Raw genomic sequence first — 15201 nt, 5'->3', positions numbered from 1 at the left:
GCAAAGTGCCCCACCGGTTGCAGACACATTAATGCCCGATGGTACCACAGTACAGTCGAGAGGCGTCATATTGGACCCATGAGTGCAGCTACAATTTTAGGTCTTGTTTCAGCATATGTAGTGATAGCAGTTTTGTTATTGAGTTTGAATTTAACTTCTCGCTGGAAATGGTGGGTAAAGGCCAGTGCAATTATTGTAACTGGCTGTTTCTTTGTTCAAGCGTACATACAGACTTATGCCGTATTAGGCTGGCCAACTGATACAGAGCTTCCAGAGCATTTTCAGGTTCTATGGGCCAAAGTAGAAGATCCCAATAAGTTTACAGGGGCTGACGGTGCGATTTATTTTTGGGTGGATGAGTTAGATCAGTATAATTTGCCTCTAGGTGTGCCCCGGTCCCATAAACTTCCTTACTCACCGAGTTTGGCGGATGCCGTTGTTGAAATAACTGGCCGTATCGAGGCTGGACTCGACGTGGCAGGAATTGCTGAACTTCCTAACGATGAAGAATCAACAAGCAGCCTAATGATGGAAGATGTCACTGTTCCTGAGGACTTGACTGGTGGAAGTTTCCAAGTGGATGTATTCCCGGATAGGATTCAAACCCTTCAGTTTGAAGACATGCCTCCGCCCATTCTTCCTGATAAAGACCTAATTTGAGTTAGTACAATAATCATAATTTGGTCGTTTTTTTCTAGGTTGTAATGTAGGCTCCGGGGAAAGTTAGTTTTGTTGGCGCAGTATAACTAATGAGTAATGGAATGGGATACGATTTAGTCATAAAGAATGGTTTGGTGGTCGATGGATCGGGTGGAGCTCGTTACAGAGCTGACGTCGGAGTGACAGGTGGTAAAATCAGTAAAATAGGCCGTATTTCAGGGGAGCAGGCCGGGGAAACNATAGACGCTGAAGGTCACGTTGTTACGCCTGGTTTTGTCGATGCTCATACTCATATGGATGCCCAGATATTTTGGGATCAACTTGGCAGTTGTTCCTGTTATCACGGNGTTACTACTGCCGTGATGGGTAACTGTGGATTTACACTAGCTCCTTGTCGTGAGGCTGAAGCTGATTTGGTTTTTCGAAATTTGGAACGGGCGGAGGATATTTCACGAAGCGCTATGCTGGAAGGTATAAACTGGCAGTGGGAAACCTATCCTGAGTACATGGATGTTATTGATGCCCTACCAAAGGGCATAAACTACGCAGGCTATGTAGGTCATTCGGCAATACGAACTTACGTGATGGGTGAAAGGGCTTTCGAAGAGGATCCGACCGAGCCGGATATGGAGGCCATGAAGCATGAGGTAAGATCGGCCATAAATGCTGGAGCCATGGGGTTCTCAACCTCACGGAGCCCAGCCCATATGACCTCTGATAACCGTTTGGTGGCTAGTCGGGTGGCTCCTGACCAGGAGGTCGAGGAACTGGTGCGAACTATGGGAGACGTCGGTGCCGGGATTTTCCAACTCGCTATGAAGAGGGGAGATCGCTCCTATATGGAAGAGGACTACCGTAGCCTGGCAACGTTGTCCCGGGAAACAGGAAGACCTATTACCTTCGGGAGTTTGAGTAGGAAAGAGCTGCCAGGGCACTGGCGGGAGTTATACAGAATTATAGAGGAGGAGAATCTTAAGGGAGCGCGAATTTTTACCCAAGTTCATAGTCGCGAAATCAACACAGTGTTATCCTTTGAGACGTCCATGCCGTTTGATAGTTGGAACGTATGGAGCGAATTCAGGCGCCTTCCCTTGGAGATTCAATTTAAAAAGCTGTCTGAGGATATTGAGCTTCGTCGGAAGTTAGTCGAAGTAGCGGAGAGCCCGTATGAGGGGCCTGAAGTTGTAGGTGCAGAGCCTCGGCCACCCGAATGGGATATGTTCTACGTTATGGACCAGGTGAAGCGCCCTCACCGCAGTATATCTGAGATCTCTGCTGAATGTGGTATGAGCCCAGCGGAAACAATGTTGGATATCGCGGTTAAAAACCAATTGAAAGTTTTCTTTAGGCAACCGATAGCTAACGAAAATCAGGACGATGCCCTTGAGTTGATGAAGCATCCCTATTCCAATGTTACTTTCTCGGACTCTGGCGCTCACGTTTCGCAAATTATGGATAGTTCACTACAGACGCATTTACTTAGTCATTGGGTAAGAGAAAAGGAGGCACTTTCTCTGGAACAAGCTGTGCGTTTTATAACCTATGATACAGCAACAAATTGGGGTTTTCACGATAGAGGTCTTATTCGAGAAGGTATGACAGCGGATATCAACGTTTTNGACCCCGAAAAGATAGAACCCCAAATGCCGCTGGTGGTTAATGACCTACCATCAGGGGCTAAAAGGCTAAAACAGTATGCAGATGGAATTCTTGCAACGGTTATTGCAGGTAAAATAGTTCTTAAGGATAAGGAACATACGGGAGAACTTCCCGGAAAGTTGCTGCGTGGCCCGTTGTATTCCCAGCGCTAAGCTACGTGAACAAAACCTCTGTTTATTTGGTCGAGCTCCGGGAAGCAACATAGCTGTTAATAGTTGATGCAATTTCTTCGCTAGGGGTATTGTGGTGAAAGATTGCTAGCCCTTGTCCTGAATCATCTACCAAATACGTGGCTGCAGTGTGATCAATTAGGTAATAATCGCGGTTCTTTTCCGGTGAAAGCTTGTAGCGCACGAAAAAACTTTCTGCGACATCTTGAATTTGTTTTTGAGTTCCAGTCAGCCCAAGGAGCCTTTCATGGAAATGTGAGAGGAAAGGGAGAAGTTTTGCTTCAGTATCACGTGCCGGATCTAGAGTAATAAAGAGGGGTTGAACTTTGGCGCCTTTGTTTCCTAGTCTTTCAAGGGTATCGCTGATAATTGAGAGGTTCATAGGGCAAATGTCTGGGCAATGACTATATCCAAAAAATACTAATAGCCAACTTCCAAGGAAGTCTTTCTCGGTGACCGATTCTCCATGATGGTTGGTGAGGGAGAACTGGATCTTTTTGCCTTCTGCGGAGAGGGGATTAGTTAGTAGCAGACAGCAGGCATAAATCAGAATAATGGCTAGATTTAACAGTGTGAATTTCTGTGTTTGGAAAATACTTAACATGCTACCGATCCCTCAATTCCTTTCGGGGGCAGTATAAAGTAAATCGTCAAGGTATTAGCCTTATTTCCAAAAAAGAAGTGTGAGCCGATGGCCGCACGAATTTTAGCAATATTGCTAGGCTCACCTTTAAGAAGCCAACATTTTTGGTGCTTACATCCAACACGAGGAAGCGCGGTTGTCTTGCGATTCGGCCTGAAGGTAGGTACTCTTCTGACTAAGAAATTTCCATTTCTAGCGCGGATATAAAAGAGCAGAAATGAGCCCAAGGATAGGACTTTTCGCTCCGTGTTTATTAGGAGCTTGTGTCGGGTTGTTTGTTACCCTGCTACTCCCAGTGAAGACAGAAGCCCAGGAATGCTTTGAAACGCATAATGTTGAGATAACTCATGTATTTAACCCAGGAGATGTTTACGTCAAGCCAGGAGAATGTGTGCGTTTTGTCAACGTTCATTCCATCGAGCACAGTGCGGTTGGTTTAGAAAGAGAGTTTAATTCGGGTATTCTAATGCCCGGAAGTACTTCCACGCTGAGATTTGATGAACCTACTGTAATTCCGTATACCTGTGGGGTGCATCCACCAATGGTCGGGGTGATAGTGGTTTCGGATGATTCTGGGCCGTTTTCAAACAACAATGTAGCGGTTGAACTTGAGGCGTCTCCTGAACGGGGGAATCCGATCTCTGGGCGGCGTGTTTTTAATAAATGCAAAGTGTGCCATCTTCTAGAAAAGGACGGCATTCATAGGATCGGTCCAAATCTGTATGGGGTTTTTGGTCGCACATCAGGAACTGTAGCGGGTTATAAATTTTCGAGGGCCATGCGAGAAGCTGGGATTACATGGAATCGCGAAACCTTGAGCCTTTATCTAAGAAAGCCAAAGAATTATATCCCAGGCACGAAGATGGCCTTTGTAGGATTAAATGATCCCGGTGATGTACAGGATGTGATTTCCTATATACGGAAGTTTATGGACTAGTCCCATGTTCAAGGACACATCTATGCGTTTTTTATCAGCTAATTCACCGCGGGTTTGTGAGTCCAATTGTGGGTTTTCTGCGGTTGGGTACAAGGTAGGTCATAAGATTACGAAAGGTTTATTGTATTTCTGGATATGGGCATGTTTTGTAACAAACGATCCAGCCTATAGTTTTGATATCAAAGACCTCAATTACTTAGAACAGTTTCAGGTATGTCTTGATTGTGATCTAACCGGGGTTAACTTGTTTGGCAGGGACTTATCAGGCTACGATCTGCGTGGCGCTGATCTAGCCGGGGCTGATCTTAGGATGAGCAAATTGATAGGTATTGATTTAAGAGGTGCTTATCTTGCGGATGCCAACCTTCAGGGAGCAGATTTATCGGGAGCAGATTTTTTTGTCGCAGATGCACGCCGGGCTAACTTTTCGATGGCAAATCTATTTGACGTTGATTTCAGCAGTGCAACACTTTTTGAGGCAAACTTTGAAAGTGCTGTGGTAATCGATAGTCATTTTTATGCGGCAGACCTTAAGGGCGCTAATTTCAGGTATACAACACTAGAAAATTGTTATTTTTTTGAAGCGAACCTGACAGATGTAAATTTTCAGTCGGCATCAGTTGTGGACAATGATTTCCAGGCAGCAATCCTATGTCGAACCTCCTTTCCTTCTGGTGTTCGAAACTCTGGGTGTGAAATTGAGTAGTCCGAGAAGCGGTTTCCTTGCTTTAGTAATTAGACGGGCAACTATCGTAACTTTTCTGGTCTTTATATTTGGGACTTCTCCGCGCGTTTGGGCAGATTTTGAGGGAGCTTGGGAAGCTTATCAACGGGGTCAATATAATGCCGCCGTGCGTGAGTTTTTGTGGTGTGCCGAGAAAGGCAATGATTTGTGTCAGTTATATCTTGGCGATATATATTATTATGGCCACGGGACCATTGTTCGGCGTGATAGGGCCACCTTCTGGTACCATAAGTCGGCCAGACAGAAGAATTCTACAGCAGCCCAGCGGCTTTTCACCTTGTACGAGAGAACACGATCAATTCCGGGTAACGGAGTCAAGGCATACATGTGGTTCAAAATCGCTAGGATACTTGGGAACGAGATAAGCGTGAAGCGAGAAACAAAATTAGTGGCAGGTATGACAGACACAGAGAAGGATGAGGCCCAGCGATTGGCCGCCGAATGGTGGTTGAAATATGAGTAGAGTGGCAATTAGGCTCGACGAAAATTTACAAGACTCGAAATTTTAGGTCTGTTAGCAAAATTTTGTCATAGTGATTTATTGAAATAGTTTGTTATAATATTTCTTGCGAGTTTGTTGCAGTGAAATAAGAGGGAGTAGAGGGGGCAACGGATGGGACGAATTTTGTTTTTGCGATGTTGTTGGATTGGGGCTGCGCTAGCTTTGGCGATTTCAGGGGCACATGCGTCCTCTAGTAAGTCGGGGGACGGGTTTAGGTTGTCGCAGACATGTGCTGGGTGCCATGGAACAGCGGGAGCCTCGCCAGGAAATACAATACCGATAATCGGAGGGCAAACAGCTGCCTACTTGGCAGACAGCATGCGGGCCTATAAGACTGATGAGCGCAAATTTTATGTGATGAATATCATTGCGAAGGCTTTCGTGGATTCTGAAATAGATTCTATTTCGGATTGGCTTTCTTCCCAGCCTTGGGTCAATACGGAGACAGCAATTGATTCTGCCAAGCAGGCAGCCGGTGCAGCTTTGGCCGCAGCATGTGTCGAGTGTCACGGCGTTTCTGGGAAAGGTACTGATTTAGGACCAAGAATAGCGGGCCAGCCTGCGACATATACAGTTAAAGTGATGGGCGAGTACAAAGCGGGATCCCGTGGAAATAGTAATGCAATGCAAATGGTCATCGCTAGGACACTAAGCGACGAGCAAATTGAGGCTTTAGCGCATTACTACGCTGGTTTGAGATAGGGGGAACAGATGACAGTTACGCGGAGAAAATTTCTAAGCAGGAGTGTAGCAGGTGTAGGCGCTCTTGGTCTTACAGGTATTGTACCCTCGGGATGGGTGCCATCAGCATTTGCAACAAATGAGATTATGCCCAAAAATGGGCCCCGAGTTGTCGTCATCGGGGGAGGTTGGGGCGGAGCTACAGCAGCTAAATACATCCGTTTGCAAGACCCTGGTATCGAAGTGGTTATGATCGAGCGCCAGCCGGTATTTAGGTCCTGCCCAATTAGTAATTGGGTTATTGGGGGCCTTAAAAATATGTCTGATATAACCATCAGTTATGATTCCCTGAAGAGTAAGCACGGAATAAAGGTTGTTCAAGATACTGTCGCCGCGATTGATCCTGAAGAGAGATTGGTGATGATTTCTGGCGGAGCGATTAAGTATGATCGTTTGGTGATCGCTCCCGGAATAAGTTTGGATTATGATAGTGTCGAGGGACTAGACGCTGTTGGCCGTGGAGTGTTTCCAGCGGCTTGGTGGGCTGGAGCTGAGACGCATCAGCTTACCAAGGAATTGGCTGGGATGCAGGCTGGTGGCACGGTAGTTTTGTCGGTGCCATTTGGTCCATATCGCTGTCCTCCCGGGCCGTACGAAAGAGCCTCTTTAATTGCCGACTACTTAAAAAAGAATAAACCCGGCTCCAAATTAATCGTCTTAGACTCTAATGAAAAAATAGTTTCCAAAGGTAAACTGTTTAAGGAAGCATGGGATGAATTTTATTCTGATATCATTGACTATCGCACGGATAATGCGGTGGTGAAGGTGGATCCAGGCGCGCGGATAGTATCAACTAATTTTGATGATATTAAAGCGGATGTTGGCAATATAATTCCGGTTCAGAGAGCGAATGATACTGTTGATTTAGCGGGGCTAAGACCTGAGGGAAGAAGGTGGTGTCCGGTGGATCCATGGACTTACGAATCTAGCATACATGAGAATATACACGTTATTGGGGATGCTACTGATGCCACTACGGTAGGGAAGGTGCCCAAGTCAGGTTTTATTGCTAATTCGATGGGCAAAGTTTGTGCTTCGGCCGTTGTGGCACTCATGAATGGGAGAGAAGCTCCTCGGCCTAGTATGGCAAACACATGTTATAGTTTGGTCAGTGGCACTGAAGGAATCTCCGTTACAGCTGTATATGACTGGGATGACGCATTGGGTAAGATGGCGGCTATAAAGGGTGCTAAAGGACTGTCGCCGGGCCGGTTCAAAATTGTTGCCAGTAATGCCGATGATTGGGCTAAGGCTATTTGGAGCGACATGCTGGGTTAGGGAATGATAGGGGCTTGCAAGAGGTTTTGTTTACTCAGAAGTGCAGGCCCCAAAGTCCTAGAGTGATACATTCCTGATCTAGTTATTACTTATTCCTGGCAATCTCGGTCATCTTGGCCCCAGGGCGTGCTGGTTCGACAAAGATTGGCTCCATTCAGTGAAGCATTCCTTAAGTGGCTGGAAGAAAGATCAATATCGGTTAAATTTACGTCTTCAAGGTTGGCATTTTCCAGAGTGGTGTGACTAAGGTTGGCATTACTTAGGATGGCGCCTTTTAGATCCGCGTAGCCCATGTATGCCCTGCTTAGGTCTGCACGGTCGAAATCGGCCTGTTGAAGGTCCGCATGCAGTAAATTTGCCTGGCGCAGATCAGCATTAGCAAAATTTGTTTTGAGCGCGGTTACGAATTTTAAGTTTGCGCCCCTTATAAGGGCTCCGTTTAGATCAGCTCCTGATAGGATTGAATCTCTTAAGTTGGCTCCCATTAAGAGAGCACCTTTCAAACTGGCATTGGTAAAGTTTGCTCGCCAAAGGTTTACTCCTTCTAAAGAGGCTCCCTCAAGAACCGCACCAGAAAAATCGGCGCCAATAAGCTTTAGGTCCCGCAAATCCGCACCACGAAGGTTGCAGTTTGGGCAGGAATTTGTGGCCATTAGGATGGCTAATTCCTCAGAATTATCGGCCACTACTGGTGAGGTAAAAGGAAAAATTGCTAAGGCTAAAAATAGAACACGGAGTAGTGAGGTTTTTATTTTCATTGTTTACAGCCTCCATTTTCTTCGCCCCACGGTAGCTGGGTGCGACACAGGATAGCTTGGGCGACGTCTTCCTTTTTTAATTTAGCCTGTGAGAGATCTACATCGGTAAGGTCAGTTCCCCTTAAATCTGCACCTGCTAGGTTGGCCTTTGTTAGGATAGCCCCGGATAACACCGCTTTTCGGAGCACTGCTTCCGATAAATTTGCTCCCGATAGGTCAACCCCCTTTAAGAGTGCTTGACGTAGTTTGACCTTGCGTAAGTTAGCTCTGACAAGGAAGGAGCGCGAAAAATCAACTTTATTTAGGATTGCATTTTCAAAGTTGGTTCGCTCAGCCTTGACGTCCTGTAAGGAGGCTCCCGCTAGATTGGCTCCTACCAGATTAGCACCTGATAAGTCGCTGGAGGACAAGACAGCTTTATCTAGTGTGGCGTGAGCTAAGTTCGCATTTGTTAAAATACTTTCTGACATCTCTGCTCTGGTAAGGTCTGCTTTTACTAATATTGCGTTGTTTAGGTCCGCTCCGGTTAAGAAAGCTTCACGCAAGGTAGCCTCACTAAGGTTGGCATCAGTCAGGATTGCGTCGGAAAGGTCCGTTTTTCCAAGTACTGCCTCTGTTAGATGAGCCGATGTCAAGTCAGCGCCACTGAGAGATCCTTCCATCATATTAATCTTTGCCATATTCGCTCTATGAAGATTAGCATTGCTAAGATCTGCTCCCGTGAGATTTGCTTTGCCGAGGTTCGCCTCTATGAGTTCACTGTTACGAAGAGATGCTCCGTCTAGCTGGGTCCGAGCAAGTCGGGCTTTATTCAGATTTGATTTGCTTAGATTTGCCTCTTGAAGGTTTGCTAACTCAAGGTTTACGCCGGGCAAGGTTGCGTTCCTTAGGTCTACCTCCCTTAGATCTGCGTTGGAGAGATCTGCGCCTGTCAGGTCTGCCTTGCGAAGTTTTGCATGGGGTAAAACTGCAAATGACAGGACGGCGTTTTGGAGGTTTGTTTCTCTAAGATCAGCTCTAAAGAGAATACCACCTTTTAGGTCAAAATTTGACAGGTCCGCCTCACGAAGATCACATTCACCACATTGGCCTAACGCGGTCACCTTAATAAGGTCGCTCTCGTCAAATGCAGCTGCAGTTTGGGTCCAGAAAACGAGCGCTAGGGCCGGGAGTATTAGACGGAAACGGTGCATATCCAAATATCTTTCGTGCTCATTTGGCGGGTTAATTCTGTGTGTTTTTAGTTTTAATCGCGATTTTATTATTCTGATTTTGGCTATGCCCTCTAGGGGTCCAGAAGAGTATTTAATTTGAGGCAATATATTGGCCTATGGGACGAAAAAAAAGCTCAAATTTCCTATATTTCTTGGATATTAAAAATATTTGGAATTTCTTGGCTACGGGCTTGCCGTGGTAAGCAGTTTCTCTTATAGATTCCGGATGGGAGATATCTTGAAGGGGCGAGAGGGGCGCACTGGCTATTTGATAGGGTCTCCCGGGGCGAATAATACGGAGATTTTTGATGAGTATTAAGTTCTATGATTGGGTGGATTCTCGTACGGGATTCGTGACTTTTATGCGTCATAAGCTTGGTCAAGCAGTGCCCGGTGATGCGTTCTTTTTCTGTTTTGGAGGCATTTCCCTTGTCATTATAGTTATGCAGCTTCTAACGGGGATATTTCTGATATTTTTCTATACACCAAACCCTGAATTTGCCCTGCTTAGTATTGAACGGATGAGTAACGAAGTGACTGGTGGCTCCTTATTCCGGAATATGCATAGGTGGGGCTCGACCCTTCTAGTGGCGACTGTGTTTACACACATGATTACCGTTTTTTACCGCAAGGCCTACCGGAATCCTCGGGAGTTTAACTGGACTTCTGGTGTGTTGCAGCTGCTCATGGTATTTGCCTTTGTTATTAGTGGAATTCTCCTTCCGTGGGATTGGAGGGCATATTGGTCTTATTCCATTTGGGTAGATTATGTTGAGAGTTGGCCTTTGATAGGAGGATTTGTGCAGGAGTTTCTTCTGGATACATTCACTATATATAGGGTATTCATTATCCACGTACTTGTATTACCGCTGATAATTACTGTGCTACTGGTTTTCCATTTTAAGATGGTAGGAAAGCATGGAATTTCGGAGCCCTTGTAATAGACGCTGGTAGGCTTAATGGAGTCAGTAGGAATGAGTTCTAGTTCGAAAAAAGAGATGTACATTGACGAGAAGTACGCACCACCATACCCTCAGGAATTCGATCGATTTTGGCCTCACCATGCGCTGAAGGCTGGGGTAGCGGTTATCATTACCTTGGTCTTGTTGGTTGGTCTTTCTATTATTTTTACGGTTCCAACAAACCACGACCAACCGCCGCTTCCTAGCCACGGGATGCACATCCCTGCTCCTGAGTGGTATTTACTTTTTCTGTTCGAGCCTTTTTGGCAATTTACTGGGGAAAACGCGGTTTGGCGTCAAATAGGAACATTTTGGATTCCTTTAGCAGTGATCCTATTCTTGTTTTCTATTCCATTTGTTTTAGGGAGAAAACCATGGAATAGCCAGTCCAGGATGGCGAAGGGATCTAGGATTAGTTTGGCGCTTGGCTGTTTCGCGGTGTGGGTTATCTTAACATCAGCGGTCGTGGGTGGAGGGCAGAATGCAGCGACCACGAGTTGTATATCTTGTCATACGCCCATGGCTGGTGAGCAAATAGCGTTGCCGCCTTTAGATATGGCGAAGTATTATCGCGAAGTTCGAGATATCGAGCAGCGGTTGGGACGAAGTAGGGTGGGTGACGACCCTGGATATCCAGAGTCCTACAAAGACGCAAATTGGCAATTGCGCCACTTTCGGGAACCAACAAAGAATTGGTAAAAGTGTTGCTTGAACTGGCATCTAATTTTTGAGGGAAGTAGAAGGGTGTTATGAAGTTTTCCATTAAAACAGTTGTTGGGATTGCTCTGATTGGGTGCTTGGCACAGTTAAGTAATAAACCAACCAAAGCAGATATACCGGATGAGACATTTGAAGTCTTGGGACTAGATAGGGAGGGTGACCCGGCCGAGCTCTATGATGCTTTAGAATGGCGTTATCATGATCCAGAAGAGGGTGCTGGCAAGGGAAGTCACGCGGATTTTTGGGATCCTATATTATTCAGTAAATACACTAATCCTACCTCGTTTTACGAACCACCAGACAAAGGGAAAGGGTCTGGCCGGCAAGGTTGTGTGGAATGTCATGAAAAAGATACTCCGGGTCATACTATGGCTTGGAAGGGGAGCGTGCATGCTAATCTAAACGAGATTAGAAATTTGGAAGCTAGTGACCCAAGGTTCTACAAAAAAGAGAAATTGAAAAAAGTAGAGAGAAATCTGGTGGCGCTGGGGCTTTTGGATGAAGAGCAGATATTGACGGAAGTTAGTTGCATGGATTGTCATGTTGAGATCTTGAGAACTGATTCAGCCGACCATAAACGAGACCTTCGAATGCCCGATGCCGCTGTGTGCGGGACATGCCATCTTCAGGAATTTGCAGAACGAGAGTCTGAGAGGGATACCCTGAATTGGCCTCAGGAACAATGGCCAGCGGGTCGTCCATCGCATGCCCTGGACTATCATGGGGTTGTAGAGTTAGCCATGTGGGCTGCGTTAACGGAGCGAGAGGTTGCGGAAGGGTGCGTATCTTGTCACTCCACACAAAATAAATGTGATGGATGTCATACCCGCCATACGTTCTCAGCTGCGGAGGCACGGAAGCCCGAGGCCTGTTCAACTTGCCATAATGGTATCGCGCATAACGAGTACGAAAATTATATGCTTTCCAAGCATGGAACAATATATCAGGCTAGTGGGCATGAGTGGGATTGGGAGACTCCTCTTAAAGATGCATATGTTAAAGGCGGCCAGACGGCTCCAACGTGCGCCACGTGTCATTTTGAGTTCAGAGGACAATATGGTCATAACGTCGTTAGAAAGACGCGTTGGGGATTTAGTCCCATTCCAGAAATAGCCAATAATCTCGATGATGGCTGGTTTGGCCAAAGAAAAGAGGCGTGGATAGCGACATGCTCTGGATGTCATTCAGAAAGTTTTGCTCGTGCTTATCAGAATATGGCAGACGATGCGGTGATAGCGGGCTTGGATTTGCAGCAAAAAGCCCATAGCATTGTTGAATCACTTCATGCAGACACCTTACTGGTGGGGCAAGAAGCTAAGCGTCCCAACCCGCCCGAACCCCTCTCCGACGATGCTGGGGCTTTTTTCCAGATGTTTATCGCTGAGGGTAATAATCCGACCGCGGTTGAGATGGAGCATGCCCGGGATTGTAGAACTGATCTGAACCAGCTTTATAAAGGCGTGATGCACGCTAGCCCGGGCGGATGGGCTTATACTCAGGGTTGGGGCGGACTAGTGGACTGCTACGCTCGCGTAATGGATGCCGACACGCAACTTCGTCAATTTGCAGACTTAAANGCACGATTGTCTGTGGTAGAGGAATCGGCTAGCTCTTCTCTGTTGAACTTGGATGAAGGCGTTAAAAAAGCCTCTGTCAGTGGTCTGGGGGGCGCCTTGATGCTTATGGGTATGGCCGGACTTCTGCTTCCGCGTAGACGAGAAAACCAAATTGTTGAGGATGAGTAGGATTTTTGGGAAATATTAGGTTTGGTGTCCAACCGCAGTGTTGAGAGGAACGAGGACCCGTTTAGGTAGGGGCCTGCCGTATTTCTATGGTTCCCTGATTATTATCGGCTTTCTCTTGATTGATTGGGCAGGGTATGATGCTTTGTTGCCAGATCCTGCCCCATATCGATATGAGTTGGTTGCGGAGGGCGATGTACAGAGCTTCCCTCGTTTATTGTTTCCTATTCCCGAAGATGCGCTTGTAAAACAGTTTGAAGCCCGTTTTGATGCTGATAATCAGCCGTTTGCAAACCTTTTCCTAGTTTATGAAGGCCCCGAAACCAGCCCAATTCTGCTCGACTGGCAAAATATTTCTGGTGACCCTGGCTTGGTGATGCCCACACGTACTGAGGAGTTGGCGCAGTTAGCTGAGGCTGTCACGGAGCACGCCGAACCCGGTACTTTGGTTTTGGGATGGTGGGATACAGCCCGGCAATTAAGNGTTCTTAAAGAGGTGGATAGTTTATATGACCAAAATTTTAGTAGGCCCCTATTTCTGCCAGACTCTTGGCGAGATGACAAGAAGGCTATAGAGAGCCTAGAGAGGATTTTTTGGCGGATTTCTGAAGAAGGAGAGGGTGAATTTGGCAAAATAGTCGATGCTCTGGCAACTTTTGATCGGTCGGGAGTAGACGTTCTGCAGAGTGTAGCAGGTGAGAGTCCCAGCCTTCTTGTTGTGCAAATTTCGGATCTATACAAGTTGTCGTTGTTGCGTCCAGAACTTTTGCGGGTCGGTTATAAAAATTTTCCAAGTACTGGAGATATCCATGACAGTATCCTTACTGTCAAACAGTGGTTAGAAAAGCGAGGTCTTAACCAGTATGTTGTGGAAACAATTGGGCAGATCGGAAAACGAGTGTACTTTATTGAGGATGGCGAATTACCACTGCTCGGTCGACTTTTGCCTATCGGAGACTTTGATCCGTTTGGGATTGATGGCTTAAAATTAGTCGCTAATTATGGCAGCTACTGGGTATACGAAATCCTTTCTGAGGCCCCCCAGGTGGGGCCTTAGATAAGGTCGGTAAGATTATCGGAAGGGGCTCAAGCCCTGCAGCCCCTCTGGTCGTTGGCTATCAGGCTCTACACCGGTTGGCCTGCTGCCCATCAAGGTCAGGACGTACTCTGCAACATCTCGAATACGTTCTTTGCTAAGCATTTGGCTCCAGGTTGGCATCTGCATTGCAGGGACGCCGTTAACTATAACTCGGAGAATATCGTCATAGGTCTCCCCATGCAGGGTGAATTCATCTGTCAGGTTAGGGCCTGCTCCTCCTCGGCCCCCCAGGCCGTGGCACTGCTCACAGTGGACTACGAATGTCCGTTTACCTGATTTAAGACTTTCGGCGTCTACCCGTGGTCGCATGTATTTGCTGTTTACTAAGCGTGAAACCCGTGTGCCAGGATCGACCCCAGTGGGCTTACTGCCGGTAATACTAAAAATATATTCGGCAAGATCCCCAATTCGCTCTGGGCTCAGCTTTGTTCCCCAACGCGGCATTCCAGCACCCCCGACGCCATTAGTTATTGTGGCTGCAAAGTCCTCCAACTTACCCCCATGTAGTGTAAATTCATCTGTGAGGTTTGGTCCCATTCCTCCCATGCCGCCATTCCCATGACATTCAACGCAGTGCACCATAAAAGTGCGTTTGCCTTCTTTTATGCGGCCCTGCAATTCTGGATCTATAAGCTTTGTCTGACTTATCTCTGGAGTAGGTAGGGGGAGGGTATCGGATACCTGGATACTAAGGACGTAAGAAGTTAAAGAATCTATCGTTGCCTCGTCAAACTTTGGCGACCAGGCTGGCATTAATTTGTCTGCAACTCCGTTGGCAATGATATTTTTTATTTGGTGTGTTTCATTACCATGGATTGTGGTCGAGTCGGTGAGGTTTGGCCCGATTCCACCGGTCCCTGATACTCCATGACACTGTGCGCAATGTAATCGGAATATACTGTGCGCAGGAAGCTTGTTGCTAACCTGAGAAACGGTGCTAACTTTAATTATATCGCTCAGGATATCCTGAGGGGTGTCTTTAGGCTTTACGCCACTGGGCCGGCTTCCTTTTAATGTAAATACATACTCAGCAACCTCCCGTATCCGTTTTTCTGATAGTCTTTGGCTCCATGTAGGCATTTGCATGGCAGGGACGCCGTTTGTTATTACTCGCAAAATGTCGTCATATGTCTCGCCATGTAGTGTAAATTCATCTGTGAGGTTTGGTCCCATCATTCCTCTCCCTCCATCTCCGTGGCACTGCCAGCAGTGGACAATAAAAGTGCGTTTGCCTTCTTTTATGCGGCCCTGCAATTCTGGATCTATAAGCTTTGTCTGACTTATCTCCGGAGTAGGTAGGGGGAGGGTATCGGATACCTGGATACTAAGGACGTAAGAAGTTAAAGAATCTATCGTTGCCTCGTCAAACTT

Annotated in this window: 15 protein-coding genes; 11 read left to right on the top strand and 4 right to left on the bottom strand. The window is 46.6% G+C overall.

Annotated elements, in window-relative coordinates; genetic code table 11:
* The first annotated feature begins 78 nt into the window (after positions 1-78).
* A complete protein-coding gene (locus tag CMM32_04110; GenBank protein ID MBT06086.1) occupies positions 79-660 on the top strand; it encodes a hypothetical protein in 582 nt (193 codons plus the stop codon).
* Positions 661-749: 89 nt separating this feature from the next.
* The gene (locus CMM32_04105; protein ID MBT06085.1) at positions 750-2471 is read left to right on the top strand and encodes a hypothetical protein; all 1722 of its coding nucleotides are present in this window, start codon (positions 750-752) and stop codon (positions 2469-2471) included.
* Positions 2472-2493: 22 nt separating this feature from the next.
* Here the strand turns inward: CMM32_04105 and CMM32_04100 are convergent, their stop codons facing one another.
* On the bottom strand, positions 2494-3093 hold the full coding sequence (locus CMM32_04100) for a hypothetical protein (protein MBT06084.1): 600 nt from the start codon (positions 3091-3093) through the stop codon (positions 2494-2496).
* 256 nt (positions 3094-3349) lie between these two features.
* Between CMM32_04100 and CMM32_04095 the strand changes: the two genes are divergently transcribed.
* From CMM32_04095 to CMM32_04075, 5 genes are all read left to right on the top strand, one after another.
* Complete coding sequence (locus CMM32_04095) at positions 3350-4069, top strand: hypothetical protein (protein ID MBT06083.1); 720 nt, start codon at positions 3350-3352, stop codon at positions 4067-4069.
* Positions 4070-4073: 4 nt separating this feature from the next.
* Positions 4074-4775, top strand: coding sequence for a hypothetical protein (locus CMM32_04090; GenBank protein MBT06082.1), 702 nt, complete (start codon positions 4074-4076; stop codon positions 4773-4775).
* Entirely contained in the window at positions 4768-5277 is a 510-nt protein-coding gene (locus tag CMM32_04085; protein ID MBT06081.1) for a hypothetical protein, read from the top strand. The genes CMM32_04090 and CMM32_04085 overlap by 8 nt, the downstream gene beginning before the upstream one ends.
* Before the next feature lie 150 nt (positions 5278-5427).
* Positions 5428-6018: a hypothetical protein gene (locus CMM32_04080; protein ID MBT06080.1), complete on the top strand. Its 591-nt coding sequence runs from the start codon at positions 5428-5430 to the stop codon at positions 6016-6018.
* Between the two features lie 9 nt (positions 6019-6027).
* Positions 6028-7335 (top strand): flavocytochrome C, encoded by a 1308-nt coding sequence (locus CMM32_04075; GenBank protein ID MBT06079.1) that lies wholly within the window; start codon positions 6028-6030, stop codon positions 7333-7335.
* Positions 7336-7424: 89 nt separating this feature from the next.
* Here CMM32_04075 and CMM32_04070 read toward each other — a convergent pair whose 3' ends face one another.
* Both CMM32_04070 and CMM32_04065 read right to left on the bottom strand, forming a co-directional pair.
* Entirely contained in the window at positions 7425-8093 is a 669-nt protein-coding gene (locus CMM32_04070; GenBank protein ID MBT06078.1) for a hypothetical protein, read from the bottom strand.
* A complete protein-coding gene (locus CMM32_04065) occupies positions 8090-9412 on the bottom strand; it encodes a low-complexity protein (protein MBT06077.1) in 1323 nt (440 codons plus the stop codon). The genes CMM32_04070 and CMM32_04065 overlap by 4 nt, the downstream gene beginning before the upstream one ends.
* Positions 9413-9615: 203 nt before the next feature.
* Between CMM32_04065 and CMM32_04060 the strand changes: the two genes are divergently transcribed.
* The 4 genes from CMM32_04060 to haoB all read left to right on the top strand — a co-directional run bounded on the left by CMM32_04060 (position 9616) and on the right by haoB (position 13788).
* Positions 9616-10248, top strand: a complete 633-nt coding sequence (locus tag CMM32_04060) for a hypothetical protein (protein ID MBT06076.1) — start codon at positions 9616-9618, stop codon at positions 10246-10248.
* Positions 10249-10266: 18 nt separating this feature from the next.
* Positions 10267-10968, top strand: a complete 702-nt coding sequence (locus CMM32_04055) for a hypothetical protein (GenBank protein ID MBT06075.1) — start codon at positions 10267-10269, stop codon at positions 10966-10968.
* A 50-nt stretch (positions 10969-11018) separates the two neighbouring features.
* Positions 11019-12734, top strand: coding sequence for a hydroxylamine reductase (locus CMM32_04050; GenBank protein MBT06074.1), 1716 nt, complete (start codon positions 11019-11021; stop codon positions 12732-12734).
* Positions 12735-12771: 37 nt separating this feature from the next.
* Complete coding sequence (haoB, locus tag CMM32_04045; GenBank protein ID MBT06073.1) at positions 12772-13788, top strand: hydroxylamine oxidation protein HaoB; 1017 nt, start codon at positions 12772-12774, stop codon at positions 13786-13788.
* Positions 13789-13803: 15 nt separating this feature from the next.
* Here haoB and CMM32_04040 read toward each other — a convergent pair.
* A partial coding sequence (locus CMM32_04040; GenBank protein ID MBT06072.1) for a hypothetical protein occupies positions 13804-15201 on the bottom strand: 1398 nt, incomplete at its 5' end.

This window comes from Rhodospirillaceae bacterium, from assembly GCA_002728255.1.
Taxonomy (GTDB): domain Bacteria; phylum Pseudomonadota; class Alphaproteobacteria; order UBA7887; family UBA7887.
Note: the sequence above shows the minus strand (reverse complement) of the source record. Positions and strands in the feature narration are given on the sequence as shown.

Coding starts and splice junctions, on each gene's coding strand:
- CMM32_04095 (MBT06083.1), top strand. CDS start 3,350: ATGAGCCCAAGGATAGGACTTTTCGCTCCGTGTTTATTAGGAGCTTGT.
- CMM32_04055 (MBT06075.1), top strand. CDS start 10,267: ATGGAGTCAGTAGGAATGAGTTCTAGTTCGAAAAAAGAGATGTACATT.
- CMM32_04080 (MBT06080.1), top strand. CDS start 5,428: ATGGGACGAATTTTGTTTTTGCGATGTTGTTGGATTGGGGCTGCGCTA.
- CMM32_04060 (MBT06076.1), top strand. CDS start 9,616: ATGAGTATTAAGTTCTATGATTGGGTGGATTCTCGTACGGGATTCGTG.
- CMM32_04075 (MBT06079.1), top strand. CDS start 6,028: ATGACAGTTACGCGGAGAAAATTTCTAAGCAGGAGTGTAGCAGGTGTA.
- CMM32_04100 (MBT06084.1), bottom strand. CDS start 3,093: ATGTTAAGTATTTTCCAAACACAGAAATTCACACTGTTAAATCTAGCC.
- CMM32_04090 (MBT06082.1), top strand. CDS start 4,074: ATGTTCAAGGACACATCTATGCGTTTTTTATCAGCTAATTCACCGCGG.
- CMM32_04110 (MBT06086.1), top strand. CDS start 79: ATGAGTGCAGCTACAATTTTAGGTCTTGTTTCAGCATATGTAGTGATA.
- CMM32_04070 (MBT06078.1), bottom strand. CDS start 8,093: ATGAAAATAAAAACCTCACTACTCCGTGTTCTATTTTTAGCCTTAGCA.